This is a genomic window from Pseudomonas sp. GM_Psu_1 (assembly GCF_026544185.1).
GTDB lineage: Bacteria > Pseudomonadota > Gammaproteobacteria > Pseudomonadales > Pseudomonadaceae > Chryseomonas > Chryseomonas oryzihabitans.
Window position 1 is genome coordinate 165,678 of record NZ_JALNUX010000003.1, and the last position, 21,598, is coordinate 187,275.

Annotated in this window: 17 protein-coding genes; 4 read left to right on the top strand and 13 right to left on the bottom strand. The window is 67.5% G+C overall.

Annotated elements, in window-relative coordinates:
- Positions 1-227: 227 nt before the first annotated feature.
- A complete protein-coding gene (locus tag OXS31_RS05895) occupies positions 228-2,804 on the top strand; it encodes an EAL domain-containing protein (RefSeq protein WP_260982864.1) in 2,577 nt (858 codons plus the stop codon).
- A gap of 3 nt (positions 2,805-2,807) precedes the next feature.
- Here OXS31_RS05895 and OXS31_RS05900 read toward each other — a convergent pair whose 3' ends face one another.
- The 8 genes from OXS31_RS05900 to cydP all read right to left on the bottom strand — a co-directional run bounded on the left by OXS31_RS05900 (position 2,808) and on the right by cydP (position 11,604).
- Complete coding sequence (locus OXS31_RS05900) at positions 2,808-3,440, bottom strand: LysE family translocator (RefSeq protein ID WP_267398307.1); 633 nt, start codon at positions 3,438-3,440, stop codon at positions 2,808-2,810.
- 154 nt (positions 3,441-3,594) lie between these two features.
- The gene (locus tag OXS31_RS05905) at positions 3,595-5,556 is read right to left on the bottom strand and encodes a methyl-accepting chemotaxis protein (protein ID WP_267398308.1); all 1,962 of its coding nucleotides are present in this window, start codon (positions 5,554-5,556) and stop codon (positions 3,595-3,597) included.
- Between the two features lie 505 nt (positions 5,557-6,061).
- On the bottom strand, positions 6,062-8,023 hold the full coding sequence (locus OXS31_RS05910; protein ID WP_267398309.1) for a methyl-accepting chemotaxis protein: 1,962 nt from the start codon (positions 8,021-8,023) through the stop codon (positions 6,062-6,064).
- Between the two features lie 217 nt (positions 8,024-8,240).
- Positions 8,241-8,537: a cyd operon YbgE family protein gene (locus OXS31_RS05915; protein WP_051399117.1), complete on the bottom strand. Its 297-nt coding sequence runs from the start codon at positions 8,535-8,537 to the stop codon at positions 8,241-8,243.
- Positions 8,524-8,640 carry a cytochrome bd-I oxidase subunit CydX gene (gene cydX, locus OXS31_RS05920; RefSeq protein ID WP_007158843.1) on the bottom strand — a complete coding sequence of 39 codons (117 nt, stop codon included), beginning with the start codon at positions 8,638-8,640 and terminating at the stop codon, positions 8,524-8,526. The genes OXS31_RS05915 and cydX overlap by 14 nt, the downstream gene beginning before the upstream one ends.
- Positions 8,641-8,663: 23 nt before the next feature.
- Positions 8,664-9,803 (bottom strand): cytochrome d ubiquinol oxidase subunit II, encoded by a 1,140-nt coding sequence (cydB, locus tag OXS31_RS05925; protein WP_267398312.1) that lies wholly within the window; start codon positions 9,801-9,803, stop codon positions 8,664-8,666.
- A 10-nt stretch (positions 9,804-9,813) separates the two neighbouring features.
- Positions 9,814-11,427 (bottom strand): cytochrome ubiquinol oxidase subunit I, encoded by a 1,614-nt coding sequence (locus OXS31_RS05930; RefSeq protein ID WP_267398313.1) that lies wholly within the window; start codon positions 11,425-11,427, stop codon positions 9,814-9,816.
- Positions 11,428-11,460: 33 nt separating this feature from the next.
- Positions 11,461-11,604 carry a cytochrome oxidase putative small subunit CydP gene (gene cydP, locus OXS31_RS05935; protein WP_007158840.1) on the bottom strand — a complete coding sequence of 48 codons (144 nt, stop codon included), beginning with the start codon at positions 11,602-11,604 and terminating at the stop codon, positions 11,461-11,463.
- Positions 11,605-11,863: 259 nt separating this feature from the next.
- On the opposite strand from cydP, the gene OXS31_RS05940 reads away from it, so the two are divergent.
- Both OXS31_RS05940 and OXS31_RS05945 read left to right on the top strand, forming a co-directional pair.
- The gene (locus OXS31_RS05940; protein WP_108581039.1) at positions 11,864-12,124 is read left to right on the top strand and encodes a hypothetical protein; all 261 of its coding nucleotides are present in this window, start codon (positions 11,864-11,866) and stop codon (positions 12,122-12,124) included.
- An 80-nt stretch (positions 12,125-12,204) separates the two neighbouring features.
- Positions 12,205-13,206, top strand: a complete 1,002-nt coding sequence (locus OXS31_RS05945; RefSeq protein ID WP_267398314.1) for a membrane dipeptidase — start codon at positions 12,205-12,207, stop codon at positions 13,204-13,206.
- 28 nt (positions 13,207-13,234) lie between these two features.
- On the opposite strand, the gene OXS31_RS05950 is transcribed toward OXS31_RS05945, so the two are convergent.
- Both OXS31_RS05950 and OXS31_RS05955 read right to left on the bottom strand, forming a co-directional pair.
- Positions 13,235-14,422 carry an NAD(P)/FAD-dependent oxidoreductase gene (locus OXS31_RS05950; protein WP_027601959.1) on the bottom strand — a complete coding sequence of 396 codons (1,188 nt, stop codon included), beginning with the start codon at positions 14,420-14,422 and terminating at the stop codon, positions 13,235-13,237.
- A 193-nt stretch (positions 14,423-14,615) separates the two neighbouring features.
- Positions 14,616-15,119, bottom strand: coding sequence for an Lrp/AsnC family transcriptional regulator (locus OXS31_RS05955; protein WP_197027415.1), 504 nt, complete (start codon positions 15,117-15,119; stop codon positions 14,616-14,618).
- A gap of 138 nt (positions 15,120-15,257) precedes the next feature.
- On the opposite strand from OXS31_RS05955, the gene OXS31_RS05960 reads away from it, so the two are divergent.
- Complete coding sequence (locus OXS31_RS05960; protein WP_244950567.1) at positions 15,258-16,193, top strand: EamA family transporter; 936 nt, start codon at positions 15,258-15,260, stop codon at positions 16,191-16,193.
- Between the two features lie 25 nt (positions 16,194-16,218).
- Here the strand turns inward: OXS31_RS05960 and OXS31_RS05965 are convergent, their stop codons facing one another.
- The 3 genes from OXS31_RS05965 to OXS31_RS05975 all read right to left on the bottom strand — a co-directional run bounded on the left by OXS31_RS05965 (position 16,219) and on the right by OXS31_RS05975 (position 21,592).
- The gene (locus OXS31_RS05965; protein WP_267398316.1) at positions 16,219-18,687 is read right to left on the bottom strand and encodes a PAS domain-containing protein; all 2,469 of its coding nucleotides are present in this window, start codon (positions 18,685-18,687) and stop codon (positions 16,219-16,221) included.
- A gap of 218 nt (positions 18,688-18,905) precedes the next feature.
- Complete coding sequence (locus OXS31_RS05970) at positions 18,906-20,354, bottom strand: amidase family protein (RefSeq protein ID WP_074583035.1); 1,449 nt, start codon at positions 20,352-20,354, stop codon at positions 18,906-18,908.
- 20 nt (positions 20,355-20,374) lie between these two features.
- The gene (locus tag OXS31_RS05975; protein WP_044342819.1) at positions 20,375-21,592 is read right to left on the bottom strand and encodes an MFS transporter; all 1,218 of its coding nucleotides are present in this window, start codon (positions 21,590-21,592) and stop codon (positions 20,375-20,377) included.
- Positions 21,593-21,598 lie beyond the last annotated feature (6 nt).

Here is a 21,598-nt window from a genome sequence, read left to right on the forward strand (position 1 = left end):
TGTCGTTTTTGAGCAAGAGGGGCAGGAAAGGCTGCGCCGTCCTGGCGCACTCGGTACGTCGGCGCCCATGGATGGTGCAAAAGCAGCCGCTCTAGCGAGCTCTTCTGCGGAATATTTATGGGGGGGCTTCAAGCCGCCCAAGGCAGTGCCGATATAAAGGCAGACGATTACGGCCTGGCCGCCTGCCGTCAGCACTCTCGTACAACCCGTTGCAACAGGTCGCTCTCGTGCCTACCCAACTCAATCGTGTCGCCCGTCAGGCCTCCCTCGGCTTCTTCGCCCTGGTCACCCTCATCTTCGCCCTGGCGGGCTGGATGCTGTTCGACCTGTGCGCGCGCATCGACGAGCAGCAACGCCACCACAGCGAGGCGGACGCCCAGCGCGCGCTGGAAACGCGGGTGGACAAACTGGGTCGGGTGCTGACCGATTATTCCTTCTGGCTGGAGGCCTATGCGCGGACCAATAAGAAGGTCGACGTCAACTGGGCCTACGAGGAGGACAATGTGGGGCCGTCCCTCTACAGCGGCTACGGAGTGAACGGCGCCTTCATCCTGGCACCCAATGGCGTGACCCGCTATGCCGTGGTTGGCGGCGGCCGCAGCAAGATGCAACTGGACACCTGGCTCGGCGACGACCAGACGGCGCTGCTGGCGCAGGCGCGGGAACGCTCGCTCAAGGATGGCTATGCCCAGGGCTATTTCCTGATCGATGGCCAGCCGGCCAGCGTGCTGGCCGCGGTCATCCGCCCGGATGCGACCTACCAGGACTTCAAGCGGCTGTCCTATATGGTGTTCGTCGACATCCTCACGCCGGACAAGCTGGCCCAGCTCGGGCACGCCTTCGAATTGCCCGGGCTGACCGCGGAGCCCGGGGACCTGCCCGCCCTGGCGGAGCGGCCGACCCTGGTGGTGAGGTCCGATCCGGGTATCGCGGTGACCTTCCACTGGCTGGTGCATGGCATGGGGCATCGCCTGCTGACGCAATTCGTGCCGCTGCTGGCGACCATGTGTGGCCTGGCGCTGCTGCTGGTCTGGTACCTGCGCCGGCGGATCGCCCTGGCGGCGCGGCAGACCGACGTGGCCGAAGATGCCCTGAGGCACAGCGAGCAGCGCTTTCGTACCGTTTCCGAGGCCTCGTCCGACTGGATCTGGGAGAGCGACGCCGAACAGCGCCTGGTCTATCTCTCGGAGCGCTTCGTGGCCGTCACCGGCTTCAGCCGCGAAGACTGGCTGGGGCGTCCGCTGCACGAGTTGCTGGGCTACCCGCCGAGCCAGGTCGAGGAGGTGGCCCGGACGCCGCTGGCGGCCGGCCGCACCCGCCGTCCGCTGCCCTGCGAGATGCGCGATGCCCAGGCCAAGCTCAGGTACTGCCAGCTCTCGGCGCAGCCCATCATCAGCGGCGGCCTGCTGGCCGGCTTTCGCGGCACCGTATGCGACGTGACCGAGGAGATCGAGGCCAAGGCTCGCATCGAGCACATCAGCCGGCACGACGCCCTGACCGGACTGGCCAATCGTCATCAGCTGCACCGCTACCTGGCGCAGCGCTTCGCCGAGGGCGTCAGTGCCAGTCAGCCGCTGCATCTGCTGGCCCTCGACCTGGACCGCTTCAAGCCGGTCAACGACTCCCTCGGCCATGGGGCGGGCGATCAGGTGCTCTGCCAGGTCGCTCGCGAATTGCGCGCCAGCGTCCGGGAGGGCGATCTGGTCGCGCGCATCGGCGGCGATGAATTCCTGATCGCGGTGAACGGCTGCCTGAGTGCCGAGCAGGTGAGCCTGATGTGCAACCGGATGCTGGAGGGCATCGGCCGGACCATGCGCATCGACGAGCACGACATCAATATTGGCGCGAGCATCGGCATCGCCCAGGCGCCCCAGGATGGCCATGGCGCCGAGGATCTGCTGCGCTATGCGGACATCGCCCTGTACGAAGCCAAGGCCGCCGGGCGCAATACCCTGAGGTTCTACGAGCCCACCATGAACCAGCGCATCCTCGAGCGGCGCCAACTGGAGACCGAGTTGCGCCTGGGATTGCAGCGGCTGGAATTCGAGCTGGATTTCCAGCCGCGATTCGACGCCAGCAGCCAACGCCTGCTGGGCGCCGAGGCGCTGGTGCGCTGGAACCATCCCGCGCGCGGTCGCCTGGCACCGGCCGAATTCATCGGGGTGGCGGAGGAGACCGGACTGATCCTCGGCCTGAGCGACTGGGTGCTGCAGGAAGCCTGCAGCCAGGCGGTGGTCTGGGAGCCGGAACTGATCGTGTCCATCAACCTGTCGCCGCTGGAGTTCCAGCGCGACGATCTGGTCGCGCGGGTGCGCAAGGTGCTCGACCGCACCGGCATCGATCCGGCGCGGGTCGAGCTGGAGCTGACCGAGAACGTCCTGCTGGACGACGCCGCGGGCGCCCTGGAGTTGATGAAGAAGCTCAAGGCGCTGGGGGTGCGACTGTCCATGGACGACTTCGGCACCGGCTATTCCTCGCTGAGCTATCTGCGCACCTATCCCTTCGATTGCCTGAAGATCGATCGCAGCTTCGTCTCCAACATCGAGGTGAGCGAGAGCAACGCGGCCATCGTCGAGGCCATCGTCAGCATGGGGCGTGCGCTGTCGCTCACGGTGGTGGCCGAGGGCATCGAGACCGCCGGCCAACTGGCGCGCATCGCCGATCTCAGGTGCGACCAGGCCCAGGGCTTCCATCTGCAGCGACCGCTGTCCCAGGCGCGTTTCGCGGCCTTGCGGCAGGAGCAGTCACGACCGCGGGAAGCGTCCAACGACGCCAGTCGCACCCTGGTCGCCACCAGGCACTAGGCACTAGGCACTAGGAGCGCCCAGGGCCGCACCCAGCAGCAGCGCGGCGAACAGCAGAAAGAGTCCGCCGGCCGCCCGGTTCAGGCGCGCGAGGGTAGAGCCCGCGGTCAGGCGGGTACTCAAGGCTGCCGCGGCCCCGGCGTAGCTGCAGTGAATGAGGAGGCTCAACAGGCAGAAGCTCGCCACCAGCAGCACCAGCTGCGGCAGCACCGGGCGGTCGGCCTGGATGAAGGGCGGAAACAGCGCCAGAAAGAAGATGATCAGCTTGGGATTGGTGAGGGACACCAGCAGCCCTTGCCGGAGGCGTCTGGCGACGCCGATCGCCGGCCGGGTCGTGCCGGTCCGCTGGCCTGGAAGCGAGCCCTGGCGCCAGCGACTCAGACCCAGCCAGCCCAGATAGAGCGCGCCGAGCAATTGCAGCCCCTGCAGCGCCCGTGGCGAACTGCTCACCAGGGCGCCGAGCGCGGTGCTGGCCAGAATGGCTACCAGCAGGATGCCCAGCACCACACCGAGGATGCCTGGCAGGGCGCCGCGCCACTGCAGCAGCAGGGCGTTGTTGACCGTGAGCAGCACGCCCGGACCGGGACTGGCAATGGTGAGGCCGCACAGCAGCAGGTAGAGGGCAAAGGTATCCATGGCGTTTCCAGGCGGTCTGGTGGCCGGTCCTGGGCTGGCCGGTCCCCGCTGCCGGCGACCAGTCGCTGACAGCGGCGCCCAGTCTGGCGACAGGGCGCGCCGGCGTCGCCATCCAGAGGGGCGGCTTTTCCACCGTACAGCGGCCGGCGCGGGTTCAGGCCACCTGGAAGCGCCCCACCAATGACTGCTGGGCGTCGGCCAGGCGGGCCAGTTCGCGACTGGTGACCGCGGTCTGCTCGGCACCGGCGCTGACCTGGATGACCAGCTCATGGATGTCGCTGACGTTGCGGCTGATGTCTTCGGCGACCTGGCTCTGCTGCTCGGCGGCCGAGGCCACCTGGATATTGCGATCGTTGATCAGGGTCACGCCCTCGGCGATCTCGCTGAGCAATTCGCCGGCGCGGAGCATGTTGCCGGCGCCGGTCTGCACCTGGCCGAGGGTCTCCTGCATGGCCTGGGCGGCGCGGTCGGTGCCGCTCTGCAGGCGGCTGATCATCTGCTGAATGCTGCCGGTGGATTGCTGGGTCTTTTGCGCCAGGGAGCGTACCTCGTCGGCCACCACGGCAAAGCCGCGGCCGGCCTCACCGGCGCGCGCCGCCTCGATGGCCGCATTCAGCGCCAGCAGATTGGTCTGCCCGGCAATGCCATTGATCACGTCCAGCACGAGGGAGATGGCGTCGCTCTCCTGCTTGAGTTCGGCGATGATCTGCGCGGTGCGCTCGGCCTGCACCGACAGCCCCTGCACCAGGCCGATGGTGGCCTGCAATTCGTGGCGACCCTGGCGGGCGCTGGCCTCGACCTGCCGCGAGCCCTCGGCGGCTTCGCTGGTGCTGCGGGCGACATCCTTGACGGTGGCGCTCATCTCGGCGATGGCGGTGGCCATCTGATCGGTGCCCAGGCGTTGCTGGGTCACGTTCTCGCTGGTCTGGATGGCGACCGCCGAGGCTTCTTCGGCGGCGGTGGCGACCTGCTGGGTGGCCGCGCCGATCTCCTGGATGACCTGGCCGAGTTCCTGGCTCATCAGATTGAGGTTGCCGGTGATGGTGCCGAATTCGTCCCGGCCCTGGTAGACGCAACGGGCGCTGAGGTCGCGGGTCGCCAGGCGGTTGAGGGTGCCGTTGACCTGTTCGACCGCCTGCCTGATGTTGCGGATGACCAGCCACGCCAGCACCGAAACGGCCACCAGCAGCACCAGCATCAGGCCGAGGGTGGTCCAGAGATCGCGGCTGGCGCCGGCGCGTAGCTGTTCGGTGGTGGCGATGATGCTGGCGCCCAGCTCCGTTTCCAGGGTGCCCAGCTGATCGATGCGCTGGGTGGCCAGGTCGAACCAGGTGTCCGGCTGCACATTCAGCGGTCTACCCGGCGTCGTGTAGAGCGCGCGCCGCTGCAACTGCGCCAGCTCCAGGGCACCGGGCTGCTTGAGGAGGTTCTCGAATCGCTGGACGATCTCGGGCGCGGACCTCTGCCTGAAGGCGTCGGCGTAGGCGGTGAATTCGCCGAGATTGCGTGCGATCTGCACCAGTAGCGGCAATTCCAGCCGATTCCTGCTGAAGGCTATCCCCAGCAGCGCGCGCTCGCGGCCGGCTCTTTCCTTCATCTCGACGAACAGATTCAGGGCATTCAGGGCGCGCTTGATCGCCGGATCCTCGACTTCGGCTTCGAGCTTGCTGTTGTAGCCGATCAACGCCTGGATCATCTCGGTATAGGCGGCACTGGATTGGGTACCGCTGATCGTCAGGCCGTCCACGGTGGTGCGCACCCCGGGCAGGCCGTCGAGGAGCTTCAGCACGGGTTGCAGGGCGGTATCGTCGCTGGCCACCCGGGCGCGCAAGACGCCTTGGGCCTGGTCGCTGTCCTGGCGATAGGTTCGCAGGTCGTCACGCACGGCCGTGCCGCCACTGCTGAGAAAGGCGCCGCTGGCGCCCCGTTCGCGTTGCAGGTGGGTGATCAGGGTGCTGACGTCTTGCGCCGTGGCGCTGGCGGTCACGGTGTGATCGAGATTCTCCAGCGTCTGGTAGCGCTCCTTGAGGAAGAGACCGCAAATCAGCAGAAAGCCGGTCAGGGGCAGGAGCAGGATCAGCAGCAGCTTGGTACTCAGGGCGGCGTTCTTCAGCATCGGTCAGTCCTTCTATAGATGACCCTCGCGCTTGCTGGGACGCGAGGGATCGGTTCCATGAGAGGTCACCGCGCAGGCATCGCCGGAAAGGATTCCGCTGCGCAAAGCCTGACTGTTGCTTGCGGAAATACCCGGGTAGCGGATGCGCGCGCATGACCGGCTGTAATGTCTGCAAGTAGCGTGCTAGAGCGGTTCGTGGGTGTTGCTTGCCGATTCCCTGCGTCGTCTGGAACCGCGGAGTCGCCACCGAGGCTGAAGGGCGATGGCGGCAAAGGCCTGCGGTGGAAGGATCAAGCCGGGGCACACGGTAGAACTCGGTACAGAGCACTGACGTCCGGGTTGGGGGCAGGCTGGGCAGTGCCGAAGGGCGACCAAGCCCAACGACAGGGCAACGCGGGGAGGCGGGAGAGAACAGCGAGAAGCGGGAAGGCGGGGTTGCAGCGGATGGCCAGCGAGGGGGAACCCGAGCTGTCCCTCTCGCTGGCCATCGAATGCCTGGTTAGGGTCAGGCCACCCGGAAGCGGCCGACCAGCGCCTGCTGCTGTTCGGCGAGGCGCGCCAGTTCGCGACTGGTGACCGCGGTCTGCTCGGCACCGGCGCTGACCTGGATCACCAGGTCGTTGATGTCGTTGACGTTGCGACTGATCTCTTCGGCGACCTGGCTCTGCTGTTCGGCGGCCGAGGCGACCTGGATGGTACGGTCGTTGATCAGGGTCACGCCCTCGGCGATCTCGCCCAGCAGCTCGCCGGCGCGAACCACATTGCTGGCGCCGGTCTGCACCTGGCTCAGGGTTTCCTGCATGGCCTGGGTGGCGCGGTCGGAGCCGGTCTGCAGATTATTGATCATCTGCTGGATGCTGCCGGTGGATTGCTGGGTCTTTTGCGCCAGGGAGCGCACCTCGTCGGCCACCACGGCGAAGCCACGCCCGGCCTCACCGGCGCGAGCGGCTTCGATGGCGGCGTTGAGCGCCAGCAGATTGGTCTGCTCGGCGATGCCACGGATCACGTCCAGCACCGAGGAGATGGCATCGCTCTCGTGCTTGAGTTCGGCGATGATGTCCGAGGTCCGTTCGGCCTGCACCGACAGCCCCTGCACCAGGCCGATGGTGGCCTGCAATTCGCGACGACCCTGGCTGGTGTTGCCCTCGACCTGGCGCGAGCCCTCGGCGGCTTCGGTGGTGCTGCGGGCGACGTCCTTGACCGTCGCGCTCATCTCGGCGATGGCGGTGGCCACCTGATCGGTGCCCAGGCGCTGCTGGGCGACGTTCTGGCTGGTCTGGATGGCGACCGCCGAAGCCTCCTCGGCAGCGGTGGCGACCTGGACGGTGGCCGCGCCGATCTCCTGGATGACCTGGCCCAGCTCCTGGCTCATCTGGTTGAGGTTGCCGGTGATGGTGCCGAACTCGTCCCGGCCCTGATAGGCGCAACGGGCGGTGAGGTCACGGGTGGCCAGGCGGGTGAGGGTGCCATTGACCTGTTCGACCGCCTGCTTGATGTTGCGAATGATCACCCAGGCCAGCGCCGAGACGGCCACCAGCACCAGCAGCACCAGGCCCAAGGTGATCCAGAGGTCGCGACTGGCGTTGGCGCGGGCCTGCTCGGCCTGGGCGCCGACGCTGGCGCCGAGGTCCGCCTCCACCTTGCCCATCAGGTCGATGCGCTGGGTGGCCAGGTTGAACCAGTCCTCCGGCTTGACGCCCAGGGCGTCGCCAAGGGGAACGGTAAAGGCCAGTTGCTGCAGGCGGCTGACTTCCTGGGCGCTGGGTTGCTTGAAGGTGTCGTCGAGCTGGCGGATGAACTCGGGCGTGGCCTTGCGCTGGAAGGCATCGGCATAGGCGGAGAATTCGCCCAGGTTGCGGGCGAAGCGCGACAGCAGGCTGGCGTCGAAGCGATTCTGGTTGAAGGCCAGACCCAGGAGCACCCGCTCGCGACCGGCGCGTTCCTTCATCTCGACGAACAGATTGAGGGCGCCCAGGGCGCGCAGGATAGCCGGATCGTCGACCCCGGCTTCCAGCGAATGGGTATAGCCGATCAGCGTCTTGATCAGGTCGGTGTAGGCCGCACCGGACTGGGTGCTGTTGAGCGCCAGGCCGTCGACCTTGGTGCGCAGCTCCGGCAGACCGTCCAGGGCACGCAGCAGGGCCTGGATGTTTGCATCGCTACCGCTGGCGAGGGTCTTGAGTTCGCCATGGGCGTTGTCGCTGTCCTGGCGGAAGGTCTTCAGCTTGTCCTGCATCGACTTGCCGCCGCTGCCGAGAAAGACGCCGCTGGCGCCGCGTTCGCGCTGCAGGCTGGTGATCACGGCGCTGATGCGTTGCGCCGTGGCACTGGCGGTGACCGTGTGCTCCATGTCCTTGAAGGTTTCGTAGCGGTCGGCGGTGTAGAGGCCCGAGATCACCAGGAAGCCAGCCAGCGGCAGCAGCAGGATCAGCAGGAGCTTGGTACTTAGGGGGGCATTCCTGAGCATGGTGGACTTCTCTGAGGCGGTCAGCAGGGGCGCCGGCGGCAAAGCGATCAGCCGTCGTGGGCGAGGTCGATTGCGGTTATGTCGGCACCCCGGGACGAACCTTTATAGTCAGGTTAATCAGTGGTGCGAGTGAGAGTGCACCAGGCTGTATGGCAGGCGGTACGCCGGGTGGTGCGTGCTGCGCCCGGGGAGGCCGGGCGCTAGGGTCAGACATCGATCAGCCCAGCTGCGCCCTGAAGAGCAGGGCGTAGCCGAGCACCAGCAGCGGCCAGCCCACCGCCGGCCCGAACACCAAGCGCCAGAGCCACAGGCGCGGCACGAAGCCGACGCCGTGGACCAGTCCGGCGGACACGCCCAGCATCACCGCCATCAGCAGCGGATGGCTGTAGTGGCCGCTGGCGTCGAGCATCAGCCCGGGGTGGATCAGCAGCAGCAGGGCCAGGGGCGCCGCCAGCAGCAGGGACAGCGTCCGCCCCAGCGGGTGGACGCGGGGCAGGGCTTCAGCATTCGGCATCGTCATGGACGTCCAGCTCCCGGGTGCTTTCCAGCCAGAGGGCGTTGATGATGCCGAAGCTCGCGGCGAGCAGGACACCGAGGATCCAGGTGAAGTACCACATGGCGTGTCTCCTTGAGAGGCTGATCAGTAGAGGCCGTGGGGGTTGGCGTCGATGAAGCGGTCATCGACCTTGCCCCACATGCGGACGTAGCTCCACAGGGTGTAGGCGAGGATGAGCGGCACGAAGAGGGCCGCGGCGACGAACATGATGCCCAGCGTCTTGTGGCTGGAGACGGCGTCCCAGACGGTCAGGCTGGAGGCCGGATCCAGACTCGACGGCAGCACGAAGGGAAACAGCGCGCAGCCGGCGGTGGCGAGGGTGCCGACGATGGCCAGGGCCGTGCCGGTAAAGGCCAGACCGGCCTGGCGCCAGCTGCTGCCCAGCAGCGCGAGGACGCTGCCGAGTACAGCCACGACCGGGGCGATCAGGGTCAGCGGTTGGGCATGGTAGTTGGCCAGCCAGCCCGGGTTGCCGGCTGCGACCACCTTGTGCAGCGGATTCAGGGCGGTGCCCGGATCGCCCTGGCTGATCAGCACATAGCCGTCGATGCCATGGGCCAGCCAGACGCCGGCGAGGCCGAAGGTGGCGAGATGCAGTAGGGCGCACAGGCCGGTGGCGTGGCGGGCGCGCTCGCCCAGGGCCTGGTGGGTGCGCAGCATCAGCCAGCTGCCGCCATGGGCGCAGAGCATGGCCAGGCTGACCCCGCCGCAGAGCAGCGCGAAGGGGTTGAGCAGGGCGAAGAAGCTGCCGCTGTAGGTGGATCTGAGGGTGTCGTCGAGCTGGAAGGGCACGCCCTGGAAGAGATTGCCGAAGGCCACGCCGAACACCAGCGCCGGGACCAGGCTGCCGGTGAACAGGCCCCAGTCCCAGGCGCTGCGCCAGCGGCTGTTGTCCAGCTTGCTGCGGTAGTCGAAGCCCACCGGGCGCAGGAACAGGGCGAAGAGCACCAGCAGCAGCGCCCAGTAGAGTCCGGAGAAGGCGGTGGCATAGACCATCGGCCAGGCGGCGAAGAGGGCGCCGCCGGCAGTGATGAACCACACCTGGTTGCCGTCCCAGTGCGGGGCGATGCTGTTGATGGCGGCGCGCCGTTCCTTGTCGGTCTTGCCGATCAGAGGCATGAGGATCATGGCGCCCATGTCGAATCCGTCGGTGAGGGCGAAGCCGATCAGCAGCACGCCGATCAGCACCCACCAGATGAGCTTGAGGACTTCATAGTCGAACATGGCGGTCTCCTCAGACGTTGGCCGGGGCAGCGGGCTTGGCCACCGCGGCCTGGCGCAGGGCGTCGCCGACCTGGGCGACGCGTTCATGGAAGTAGCGGCCGGTATGCAGGCTGCTCGGGCCGAGGCGGGCGAAGCGGATCATCAGGTACAGCTCCACGATCAGCAGCAGGGTGTAGAAGGTGACCAGGGCGCCGATGGAACCCCAGAGGTCGGCTGGGGCCAGGGTCGAGGCCGACAGGTGGGTGGGCAGCACCTCGCTGATGGTCCAGGGCTGGCGACCATGCTCGGCGACCCACCAGCCGGTCTGGGTGGCGATCCAGGGCAGGGGCAGGCTGAACAGCGCCCACTTCAGCAGCCAGGGTTTCCTGAGTTCGTTGCGCCGGGTCGAGGCCCAGAAGGCGCAGAGGAACAGGGCCAGCATCAGCACGCCGCTGGCGACCATGATGCGGAAGGTCCAGAACACGCTCGCCACGTTGGGGATGGTGTCCAGGGCGGCCTTGCGCACCTGCTCGTCGGAGGCGGCAGGCAGATCCTTGGTGTATTTCTTGAGCAGCAGGCCATAGCCCAGGTCATGCTTGCGGGCATCGAAGGCGGCTCGGGTAGCGGCGGAGTCGTCGCCGGCGCGCAGGCGCTCCAGCAGGGCATAGGCCTGGGCGCCGCTGCGGATGCGTTCTTCGTAGTGCTTGACCAGATCCTTGATGCCGGTGACCTGCTCGGTGGTGGAGCGGGTGGCGATCAGGCCCATCACATAGGGGATCTTTACCGCGTAGTCGGTGCGCATCTCCTGCTGGTTGGGGATCCCGAACAGGGTGAAGGAGGCGGGGGCTGCCTCGGTGTTCCACTCGGCTTCGATGGCGGCCAGCTTGACCTTCTGTACCTCGCCCACGCGATAGCCGGATTCGTCGCCCAGCACGATCACCGAGATGACTGCGGCCATGCCGAAGGCGGCGGCCACGGCAAAGGAACGCCGGGCGAAGCCGATGTCGCGGCCCTTGAGCAGGTAGTAGCTGGAGATCGCCAGGACGAAGATGGCGCCGGTGACATAACCCGAGGCCACGGTGTGGACGAACTTCACCTGGGCCACGGGGTTGAGCAGCAGAGCGCCGAAGTCGACCAGCTCCATGCGCATGGTGACGTAGTTGAATTCGGCACCGACCGGATTCTGCATCCAGCCGTTGGCCACCAGGATCCACAGCGCGGAGAGATTCGAGCCCAGGGCCACCAGCCAGGTCACCAGTAGGTGCTGCCCTTTCGACAGCCGCTCCCAGCCAAAGAAGAACAGCCCGATCAGCGTCGATTCGAGGAAGAAGGCCATCAGGCCCTCGATGGCCAGGGGCGCGCCGAAGATGTCGCCGACATAGTGGGAGTAGTAGGCCCAGTTGGTACCGAACTGGAACTCCATGGTCAGGCCGGTGGTGACGCCCAGGGCGAAGTTGATGCCGAACAGCTTGCCCCAGAACTGGGTCATGTCCTTGTAGACCTGTTTGCCGGTCATCACATAGACCGACTCCATGATCCCCAGGATCACCACCAGCCCCAGGGTCAGGGGCACGAAGATGAAGTGATACAGCGCGGTCATGCCGAATTGCAGGCGTGACAGGTCCACGACGGATTCCGAGATCATCCCGGCAATCTCCTCAAGCGAAGGGAAGGGGTACTAGTCCAGCAGGTGGGCGCTGACCGCCTGGGTGGCGTCGGGCGGCACCGTGGGGGCGCTGAACCAGAGGCTCTTGATCGCCATGAGCAGCGCCAGCTTGATCAGCAGGATGATCAGCAGTTCCTTGACCAGGCGTCCGTTCATGGCGACCTCGCGAGCCGTGGCGCCGCTCCAGGACGGAGTGGCGGCTGCATGCAGGATGCGCCTGCTGGCCCTGGGCAAAACTGATCCAGATCAATTGGCCAGTGGCCATCGCCTGGGTCAGGTTGTCGCAGTTGTTCAGGTCGGGTTCAGAGGGGTTAAGACAGCGTTAAGACGCCTGGGCGCAAGGTGGAACCGTGACTGACGCCGGCCCGCTGCCGCGGCGACGCCAGCCCCCGTGTTCAAGACAGGAGGATCCACCATGAACGTCTTCAACAAGATGGCCGCTCTCGCCCTGCTCAGCACCGCCAGCTACACCGCCATGGCTGCCGAGATCAATGAAAGACGCGCCCAGGCCGCACTGCAGCCCAAGTCGGCCCAGTCCGAGGTCGTCGCGGTGCAGACGCAGGCACCGGCACGCTGGGACCAGGTGCTCGATCCCCAGGCCTATGGCCAGGCGTCGGTGCGCTATCAGGCAAGGGTCGTGGATCCGGCGCTGCTGCGGACCGTGAACGTCGGTTAGCGCCGCGGCGGGCCGGGCGGACCCCGGCCCCGGTTCGCATGCTATGTTGCATCCCTCGAGACGTGCGCAGGGGGACGCCAATGCAGCCGGTCACAGCCATAGCCGCGGGACTCGGGCCGATCCGCTGGGAGGCGCATGCCTGCCTGCCCCTGGTGCCGGGGCAGGACATGTCCGGCTTGCATCGCTATCGCGCGGCCGGCTTCCATCATGTGTCGATCAACGTCGGCATGGACATGACGCCTTTCGCCACGGTGGTGCAAACCCTCGCGGATTTCCGCGCCTGGCTGGCGCGGCATGAGCCTCACTTCCGTCTGGTCGGCACGGTGGCCGACATCCACCGGGCGCGTGAGCAAGGCAGGCTGGCCGTGTCCTTCGATCTCGAAGGCTCGACCATGCTGCTCGACGACCCGGCGATGGTCGGGCTCTATGCCAGTCTCGGGGTGCGCCAGATGCTGCTCGCCTACAACCGCGACAACAGCTGCGCCGGGGGGTGCCATGGCGCGGGAGGCGGTCTGACGGCGCTGGGTCGCGAGATGGTGGCGGCCGGCAATGCGGCGGGCATCACCCTCGACTGTGCCCACGCGAGCGAGCGTGCCAGCCTGGAGATCATGGCGGTGTCGACGCGGCCCGTGGTCTTTTCCCACACCAACATCAAGGCGCTCCACGAGCATCCACGGACGGTGAGCGACCGGCAGATCCGCGCCTGCGCCGACCAGGATGGCGTGATCGGCCTAACTGGTCTGAGTCTCTTTCTGGGCGATCCCGCGGCTTCGGTGGCCAGCTTTGTCCGCCAGATCGACTACCTGGCGGAGCGGGTCGGGACTCGCCATATCGGCATCGGGCTGGATACCGAATTGTGCCCGGCCGACCATGACCTGCCCGCTGGCGTCGACGCCGAAGACTGGTGGCCCGCACGCCACTATGGACAGCCGCATGGTCATACCCAGCTGCAACCCGAGGCGCTACCTGAACTGGTACGCCAACTGGCAGATCGGGGCTACACCGCCGCCGACATCGACGCCATCCTGGGCGGGAATTTCCTGCGTATCGCGTGCCAGACCTGGCCGTCTGCGGCTGCCTGAGTCCAGGCGCAAAGCGCTTTCCCCTGGCCTAGACGTACTGCGCCGCCGCGTAACCCGACGCCCAGGCCCACTGGAAGTTGAAACCGCCCAGGTGGCCGGTGACGTCCAGCACCTCGCCGATGAAGTACAGACCGGGCGACTTGAGCGACTCCAGGGTCTTGGACGACACCTCGCGGGTGTCGACGCCGCCCAGGGTGACCTCGGCGGTCCGGTAGCCCTCGGTGCCCGCCGGGACCAGTTGCCAGTCGTGCAGGCGGGCGGCGATGGCCTTGAGTTCGTCCGGGGTGTATTGCTTCAGCGGCCGGGACTGGAACCAGCTGTCGGCGAGCAGCGTGGCCATCTTCTTGGTGAACAGCTCGCCCAGCAGGGTCTTGAGTTCGCTGTTGGGCCGCGCCTGGCGCTGCTCGGCGAGCCACTGGGCCAGGTCCAGGTGCGGCAGCAGGTCGATGCTGAGGCTGTCGCCGGGTTGCCAGTAGGAGGAGATCTGCAGGATCGCCGGACCGCTGAGGCCACGGTGGGTGAACAGCAGATTCTCGACGAAGCTCTGGCCGTTGCAGCTGATCCGGCAGTCTTCCACCGCCGTGCCGGACAGGGCGCTGCAGAATTCCTTGAGCTGCGGATCGGTGACGGTGAAGGGCACCAGACCGGCGCGGGTCGGCAGCAGCTGATGGCCGAACTGGCGGGCGACCTGATAGCCGAAGCCGGTGGCGCCGAGAGTCGGGATGGACAGGCCGCCGGTGGCGATCACCAGGGACTCGCCACGCACCGGGCCCAGGCTGGTCTGCAGCTGATAGCCGCCCGGGTCGAGGCGGGCGATCTCCTGCACCGAGGTATTGAGGCGGATGTCGACGCCGCCCTGTTCGCACTCGTCCAGCAGCAGGGCGAGAATGTCGCTGGCCTTGTTGTCGCAGAACAGCTGGCCGAGCTTCTTCTCGTGGTAGGGCACGCCGTGTTTGGCCACCAGGGCGATGAAGTCCCATTGGGTGTAGCGCGCCAGTGCCGATTTGCAGAAATGCGCGTTCTGCGAGAGGAAGTTGGCGGGCTCGCAATAGAGGTTGGTGAAGTTGCAGCGGCCGCCGCCGGACATGAGGATCTTCTTGCCGGCCTTGTTGGCGTGGTCGAGTACCAGCACCCGGCGCCCGCGCGCGGCGGCGCTCAGGGCGCACATCAAACCGGCCGCGCCGGCACCGATGATGATGACCTGGGTCTCGAACACTGTGACTCCTTACCGAGAGAAAGGGGCCACTGGCCCGCGGCGGCGCATGTTACCCGATCGCTCGCCCGGGGTGGATGGCCGCCGTCGCATCGCGGGTCCGGCTGTCCGGGCACCCTCCGCTAGGCGCGGGCCGGGGCGGGCGGCGATCCATGGGCACCCTCGGCCATGGCCGGACGCGCGGCAGCGGGCAGTCTCAGCGACGGCTGCCCGCCGCCCGTCCGCGCAGGTGATTGGTCGGTAGGGCGGTGGTGTACTTCACCTGGCTCAGGGCGAAGCTCGATCTGATGCTGGCGACGACGGGGATGGTCGTGAGGCAATCCAGCAGCAGCGTCTGGTACTTGGCCAGGTCCTCGCTCACCACCCTGAGCATGAAGTCGGCCTCGCCGCTCATCAGGTAGCACTCCATGACCTCCGGACGCTCCTTGATCGCATCCGTGAAGACCTCCAGCGACTGCTTGTCCTGCAGCTTGAGCGACACATGCACGAAAACGTTGATGGCGAGCCCCAGCGCGGCCGGATCGACCAGGGTCACGGCGCCGCGCAAGACGCCATGCTCCTTCATGTCCGCCACGCGCCGCCAACAGGGGGACGTCGAGAGTCCGGCGATTTCCGCCAGTTCGGCATTGCTCAGTTCGGCGTTCTGCTGCAGGGCATCCAGGATCCGCAGGCTGGCATCGTCGAGTTTGGCGCGGTTCACGGTAGGAATTTCCTATTTGCTAGCTCTACAGGGTTGGATGTACCGATCTTTCCATTTTTCACGAAGAGAAAGGTGCGTTTTCGCGCGCGAGCGGAAATAGCATAACTCCGAGTGATCCATGGGCAACAGGGTGGCATCGTGAGCGCTACGATTCGGCAAAACCTCGACCTTCCAGGCAAGGCCTTCGGGCTTTCCTCCACCTATGTCGCGCTCGGCGTCATGGTGCTGCTGTGGGGAAGCAGCTGGCCGGTGACCAAGCTCGCCCTGCAATCGGTGCCGCCGCTCTGGCTGGCGACCGTGAGATTCGCCAGCGCCGCGGTCTGCCTGTGCCTCTACCTGGCGCTGCGGGGACAACTCAGGCTACCCACCCGGCAGGACCTGCCGATCATCGCCAGCGTGGGACTGCTGCAGATGATGACCTTCACCGGGCTTGGCATGGTGGCCATGGTGCAGATCGACACCAGCAGGGCCGTGCTGCTGGCCTACACCACGCCCCTGTGGTGCGTGTTGGTCGCCTGGCTGCTGTTTCGCCAGGCGCCGTCGCGCCTGCAGCTGACCGGATTGTCCATCGGCATGGCCGGGGTGGTCGCCGTCTGCAGTCCCGCGGAACTCGACTGGACGCAGCCGGGCACCGTGAAGGGGGCACTCTTTCTCCTGCTCGCCGCGGTGAGCTGGGCGCTCGTTATCCTCCATGTGAAGCGCCATCGCTGGGTGACGTCGCCGCTGGCACTGGCACCCTGGCAGATGCTGCTGGCCGTGGTGCCCCTGGCCTTTGCCGCCTGGCTGAGCGAAGGCTGGCCGACCGCCGTCACCTTGGATACCCGGCTGTTGCAGGAGCTGTTCTTTATCGGTCCGATCGCCACCTCGGCCTGTTTCGTCATCTCGGCGGAGTTCGGTCGGAGGATATCCACCTTCGCCATGTCGACCGTCACGCTCGGGGTGCCCCTGGTGGGAACCCTGGCGTCCTGCCTGGCGTTTGGCGCCACCGTGTCGAGCCTGTTCGTCGCCGGGCTCGGCCTGGTGGTGGCGGGGGTGCTCGTCTCGGCCCTGGCGGTGCGCCCCGGCCGTGCCTGAGCCTGACCGTCCGTACCGCGGCGCCCTAGATGGTCAGGTGCGTCGTGGTTTCTTCGAGGATCTGCTGCAGCCGGCGTGACAGGGCCTCCGCCGAATAGGGCTTGTGGATCAGCTCGAAGCCCTGGGCGCCATTGGTCGCCAGGACGTGGCTGTAGCCGGAGGTCAGCAGGATCGGCAGGCAGCGATAGAGGCGTCTGATCTCGATGGCCAGCTCCAGCCCGCTCATGCCGGGCATGACGACGTCCGAGAAGACCACGTCGAATCGACCCGGCTGGTCGGCGAGCAGGGCGAGGGCGATCTCGGCATTGCCGGCCAGCACGGCCTGGTAGCCGAGGCCACTCAACAGCTCGACCGCGAAGGTACCCACCTCGAGGTTGTCCTCGACCACCAGGACGGTGATCCCGCTGCCATCGGCCGCCGCGACGAACTCCTCGAGGGCCGGTTGCGGCTCGGTTGCCGGCGCGAGCGGCAGATAGAGGTGGAAGGTCGTCCCGCGGCCGACCTCGCTGGTGACCCGCACCTCGCCACCGGACTGCTTGATGAAGCCGAACACCTGGCTCAGGCCGAGTCCGGTGCCCTGGCCGACTCTCTTGGTGGTGAAGAAGGGCTCGAAGATCTGCTCCAGGTGTTCCCGGGCGATGCCACTGCCGTTGTCCGCCAGGGTGATGGCCACGGCCGGGAGGTCCAGCGCTGGCTGAGCCCCGCTGGCCGGAATGCCGGCGACGGTCATTACGCCTATGGTCAGGCGTCCGGCACCACTCATGGCGTCGCGGGCGTTCACCGCGATGTTCACCATCGCGGTATCGAACTGGCTGGGGTCGGCATAGACCAGGCACGGGTCATCGCCTACCTCGAGCTCGATGCCCACCTGCGAACCAAGCAGGGTTTCCAGCATGTCACCCATGGCCAGGACATTGTCCCGCGCGGAAAACACCTCGGGCGCCAGGGCCTGGCGCCGGGCGAAGGCCAGCAGTTGCCCGGTCAATCGCGCGGCGCGATCCACGGTGGTGGAGATCGCCTCCAGGTAGCGCTCGCGCCGCGCATCGCTGAGGTTGGGGCGCTTGAGCAGGTCGCAGGAGGTGCGGGCGACGGTGAGCAGGTTGTTGAAGTCGTGGGCCACGCCCCCGGTGAGCTGGCCGATGGCTTCCATCTTCTGCGCCTGGCGCAGGGCGTCTTCGGCGGCCGCGAGATCCAGCGTCTGCTGGCGTTGCTGGGTCACGTCGCGCACGGTGGCATAGATGAGTCCGCCGTTGCGCGTGGCATTCCAGGAAAACCAGCGGTAGGTGCCGTCGCGGTGGCGATAGCGGTTTTCGAAGCTGACCAGCGCCATCCCCTGCTTGACGTCGCGAAACGCCTGGCGCGTGGCGACGAGGTCGTCATCGTGGACGAAGGTCAGGAAGGGACGGGCCTTGAGTTCGTCGAGCGACCAGCCCAGGGTCGCCGTCCAGGCCGGATTGAGGTTGACGAAGAAGCCTTCGAGGTCGGCCACGCACAGCGGATCGGTGGAGCAGTTCCAGATCTGGTCGCGCTCGGCGGTGCGCTCCGAGATGCGTAGCTCCAGCTCGTCGTTGAGCGCGGCAATGGCTTCGGCACGGGCCTGCTGCGCCTGCTGGGCGAGGATGCGACTGCTGATGTCGCGCGAGATGCAGACGATCTTGACCTCGCCGGTGCCGGCCACCGCGAAGGGCGAACAGGACACCTCCCACCAGCGCGGCTCGCCCCGGGCCGTGGGGCAGAATCCCTCGACCCGGGTGCCCTGGCCTTCGACGGCGCGCCTGACGGCGTGGCGGATCTTCTCGACCTCCGCGTCAGGCCAGAGCGCGGCGTATTCGCAGCCCATCACCTGATCGACGGACTGCAACTGGTTGAGCTCCAGGCCCTGGGCGTTCATGAATTCGATATGGCCCCCGGCGGAGAGGACCTTGACGCAATCCAGGCTGGCCTGGAGCAGGCTGCGGGAAAAGCCTTCGCTGTGCAGCACGTTGCGGGCGGCCACGAAGCGGCGCTGGGCGCCGATCTCCAGCGCGATCATGCTGGCGAAGAGTTCGAAGGCGGGCAGGATCTCCGGGCTGCTGGGCTTGGCCGGCTGCGGATCGATGGCGCAGAGGGTGCCGAAGAAGCTGCCGTCGTCCAGCACGATGGGGACCGAGATATAGCTGCGCAGGCCGTACTGCCTGGGCGTGTGATGATGGCGATAGAGCTCGTCCAGCGCCACGTCGTCGATCACCACCGGCTGGCGATGGTCGCGGATCTCGTCGCAGATGGTCGATTTGACCTCCAGTTCGCCACCGGGCTCCAGGCCGAAGCCGATCAGGTCGAGGGTACTGCAGGCGATCCAGCGATCGTCGGTCACCCGGGCGACGGCGGCGAAGCCCATCCCTGTCATCCGACAGACCACGTCCAGGATCCTGGGTACCGCGGCGATCTCGGCAATGAGGTCGATGTCCTGGGACAGGAGGTACGAGGGGACTGGAGTCGAGGTGAGAGTGCTCATCGGGTCGCTCGTACGGTGCCCTGCCGGGGCAGCGGGGAAGATGGCGAGCGACAGGTTGAAGCCTCCAACACGGATGCTAGAGGTGTTCGTCACAGGCCGTGCGCGGCCAGTATAGCGAGCATCCAAGCGAAGCGGGTGACAGGATGCCCACCGGTTTGCGATGGGCGTCTCCGTCTGCCACCCGGGACCGCGACCGCCGTTGCCCGGCGGCCAGGGCTTCAGTGGTTACCCAGCAACGGCGGCCGCCGTCCCGCCCAGGGTTGCGCGCGTTCCAGCTGGGCGGCCAGGGCCAGCAGGGTGCCTTCCGCGCCGAAGCGCGCAGCGAAGTGGCTGCCCAGCGGCAGGCCGCTGGGCGTCCACCACAGCGGCACCGACATGGCCGGCTGACCACTGGCGTTGAACAGGGCGGTGAAGGGCGAATAGCTGTGGAAGGTCGCGATGGCCTCGGCCAGGGGGCGCTCCGCGTGCCCGCCGTCGAGTTCGCCCAGGCGCGGCGGTTCACGGGTCAGGGTCGGGCTGAGGATGACGTCATGGTCGGTGAGAAAGCGCGCGAGGGTCCGGCCCAGGGCGTGCAGGCCTTCGACTGCGGCGGCGTAGCGGTGGGCGGGGATATCGCCCCGCTCGCGCAGGATCACCCGGGTGCGGGCGTCCAGTTCCTCTTCGCTGACCGGGGTACCGCGCATCGCGCCCAGCACCTGCAGGTAGTGGCGGGTGCTCGGGCCGATGATGTCGAAGACCTGGTCGAGAAAGCACGGCAGGTCCACCGGCAGGGTTGCCGGTTCGACGTGGTGGCCAAGGCTTTCGCACAGCCGCGCCGTGTGGCGCACCGCGGCCAGGGCGTCGGGCCCGCTGGGCCAGGGCGCCAGGTGCTCGACCAGGGCGATGCGCAGCGGGCGCGGATCGCGCTCCAGCAGGCTGGCGAAGGGCACCTCCTGGCTCGGTGCCGCGTAGGGCGCGCCCAGATCGGCGCCGGCGGTGGCGTCCAGCAGCAGGGCGTTGTCGCGCACCGACAGGCTCATGGCATGGGGCGTGCCCATGCCGGCCCAGCCTTCGCCTACGATGGGGCCGGAGGGCATCCGGCCGCGACTGGGCTTGAGGCCGAAGATCCCGCAGCAGGAGGCCGGTACCCGCAGCGAACCACCGCCGTCGTTGCCGTGGGCGAAGGGCACCACCCGGGCAGCGACCAGAGCCGCAGCGCCGCCGCTCGAACCGCCGGCGCTGTGGGCCGGGTTCCAGGGATTGGCGGTGGCGCCGAAACGGCGCGATTCGGTGCTGTAGGAGGTGCCGAATTCCGGCGAGGTGGTAGTGCCGACGAACAGGCAGCCGGCCTGGCGCAGCCGGGTGACCAGTTCGCAGTCGAAATCCGGGCGCGCGTCGCCGAGGGCTAGGGAGCCATTGGTCATGCGGGCCCCGGCCAACGGGGTAAAGAGGTCCTTGACCAGGGTCGGGACCCCGGCGAAGGGCGCATTGACGTCGAGCGGCGCCCTGGCCGCGGCGCGGGCCTGGTCATAGAGTCGCTCGCTGACGGCATTGAGGCTGGGCTCCACGGTGTCCAGGCGCTCGATGACCGCTTCGAGCAGCTCGCCCGCCGTGATTTCGCGCTGCCGCAGCAGCATCGCCAGGCCGTGGCCGTCGTGGGTGTCCAGCAGGGATTGCAGGCTGTGCATGGAAGATCCTCGATCAGAATTCAGGAAGAGCGCGATGGGGTCGGCAGGGCGGTCTTGCGGCGCAGGAGGCCGATCGCGGCCCAGCCAAGGGCCGCGACCAGCGCGGCAAGGGCCAGGGCGCGGATGGCCAGGTGCAGATCGCCGGCGAAGGGCAGGAGCACCGCCACCACCAGGGGGCTGGCGAATTGGCCGAGATACAGGCAGCCGGTGTAGCCCCCCATGCCGCGACCCCGGGCCCGGGCGCTGAGGGCACCCATCACCGGCGCCATGGTGTTGGGCACCAGCATGCCGACGCCCAGGCCGTGGATGCTCACCGCCACCAGCACGGCCTCGTAGCTGCGGGCATGGACCAGCAGCCAGAGGCCGCTGCCCATGCAGGCCAGCAGCACGGCGTTGCAGCCGGCCAGGCCCCACCCGCGCCGCAACAGCGGCCATAGCAAGGGACCGCCCAGGGTCGCCAGCAGGCCAAGACCCGCCGAGGCGCCGATCAGGGTGCTGGACGTCACGCCCAGCTGCACCAGCAGCAGCGGACTCTGGATGGGCACCACCACGCTGAGCACCATGCCGGCGAAGACCAGCAGGTAGTTGACGAGCAGCGGTAGCGGCGCGCTGTGCTGCGGGCCTTCTTCGATGCCAGCTTGCACGGCGGAACGGACCGGTTCCCATAGCAGTCGCAGCATGAAGGGCACCAGCAGCAGGGGCAGCAGATAGAGATAGAAGGGCGTGCGCCAGGAATGCTCGCCCAGGGCGCCACCCACCACATAGAACAGCGAGCCCACCAGGCTGATGGCGACGACCTGGCCGTTGACATAGGCCAGGCGCCGGCTGCCCTGCCAGTAATCGGCGATCAGCGTCACGCAACAGGTCATAACCGCCGCCTCGGCCAGCCCGAAGATCAGCCGAGTGAGGGTGATGGCCGGCAGCGACTGCAGCAGCGCCGGCAGCATGCCGAGCACGGCATAGCACAGCGTCGCCAGGATCAGCAGGCGCTTGCGCCCCAGGCGGTCGGCCAGCCAGCCGGCCAGGGGGGCGAAGAGGGCGATGGCTAGCGCCGGGCCGGTCATCGCCAGGGGGATGAGCAGATCGGCACGGGGTTCGACGGGACCGAATTCGGCGCCCAGCTTGGGAATGATCGGCGCGACCATCACCGAGCCCATGATGGTCAGGCTGCTACCGAGCAGGAGTACGGCGCCCTGCGGTCGACCTGGGGTTTGCCGGGAGGAGGCGTTGAGTGTCATGCGCAG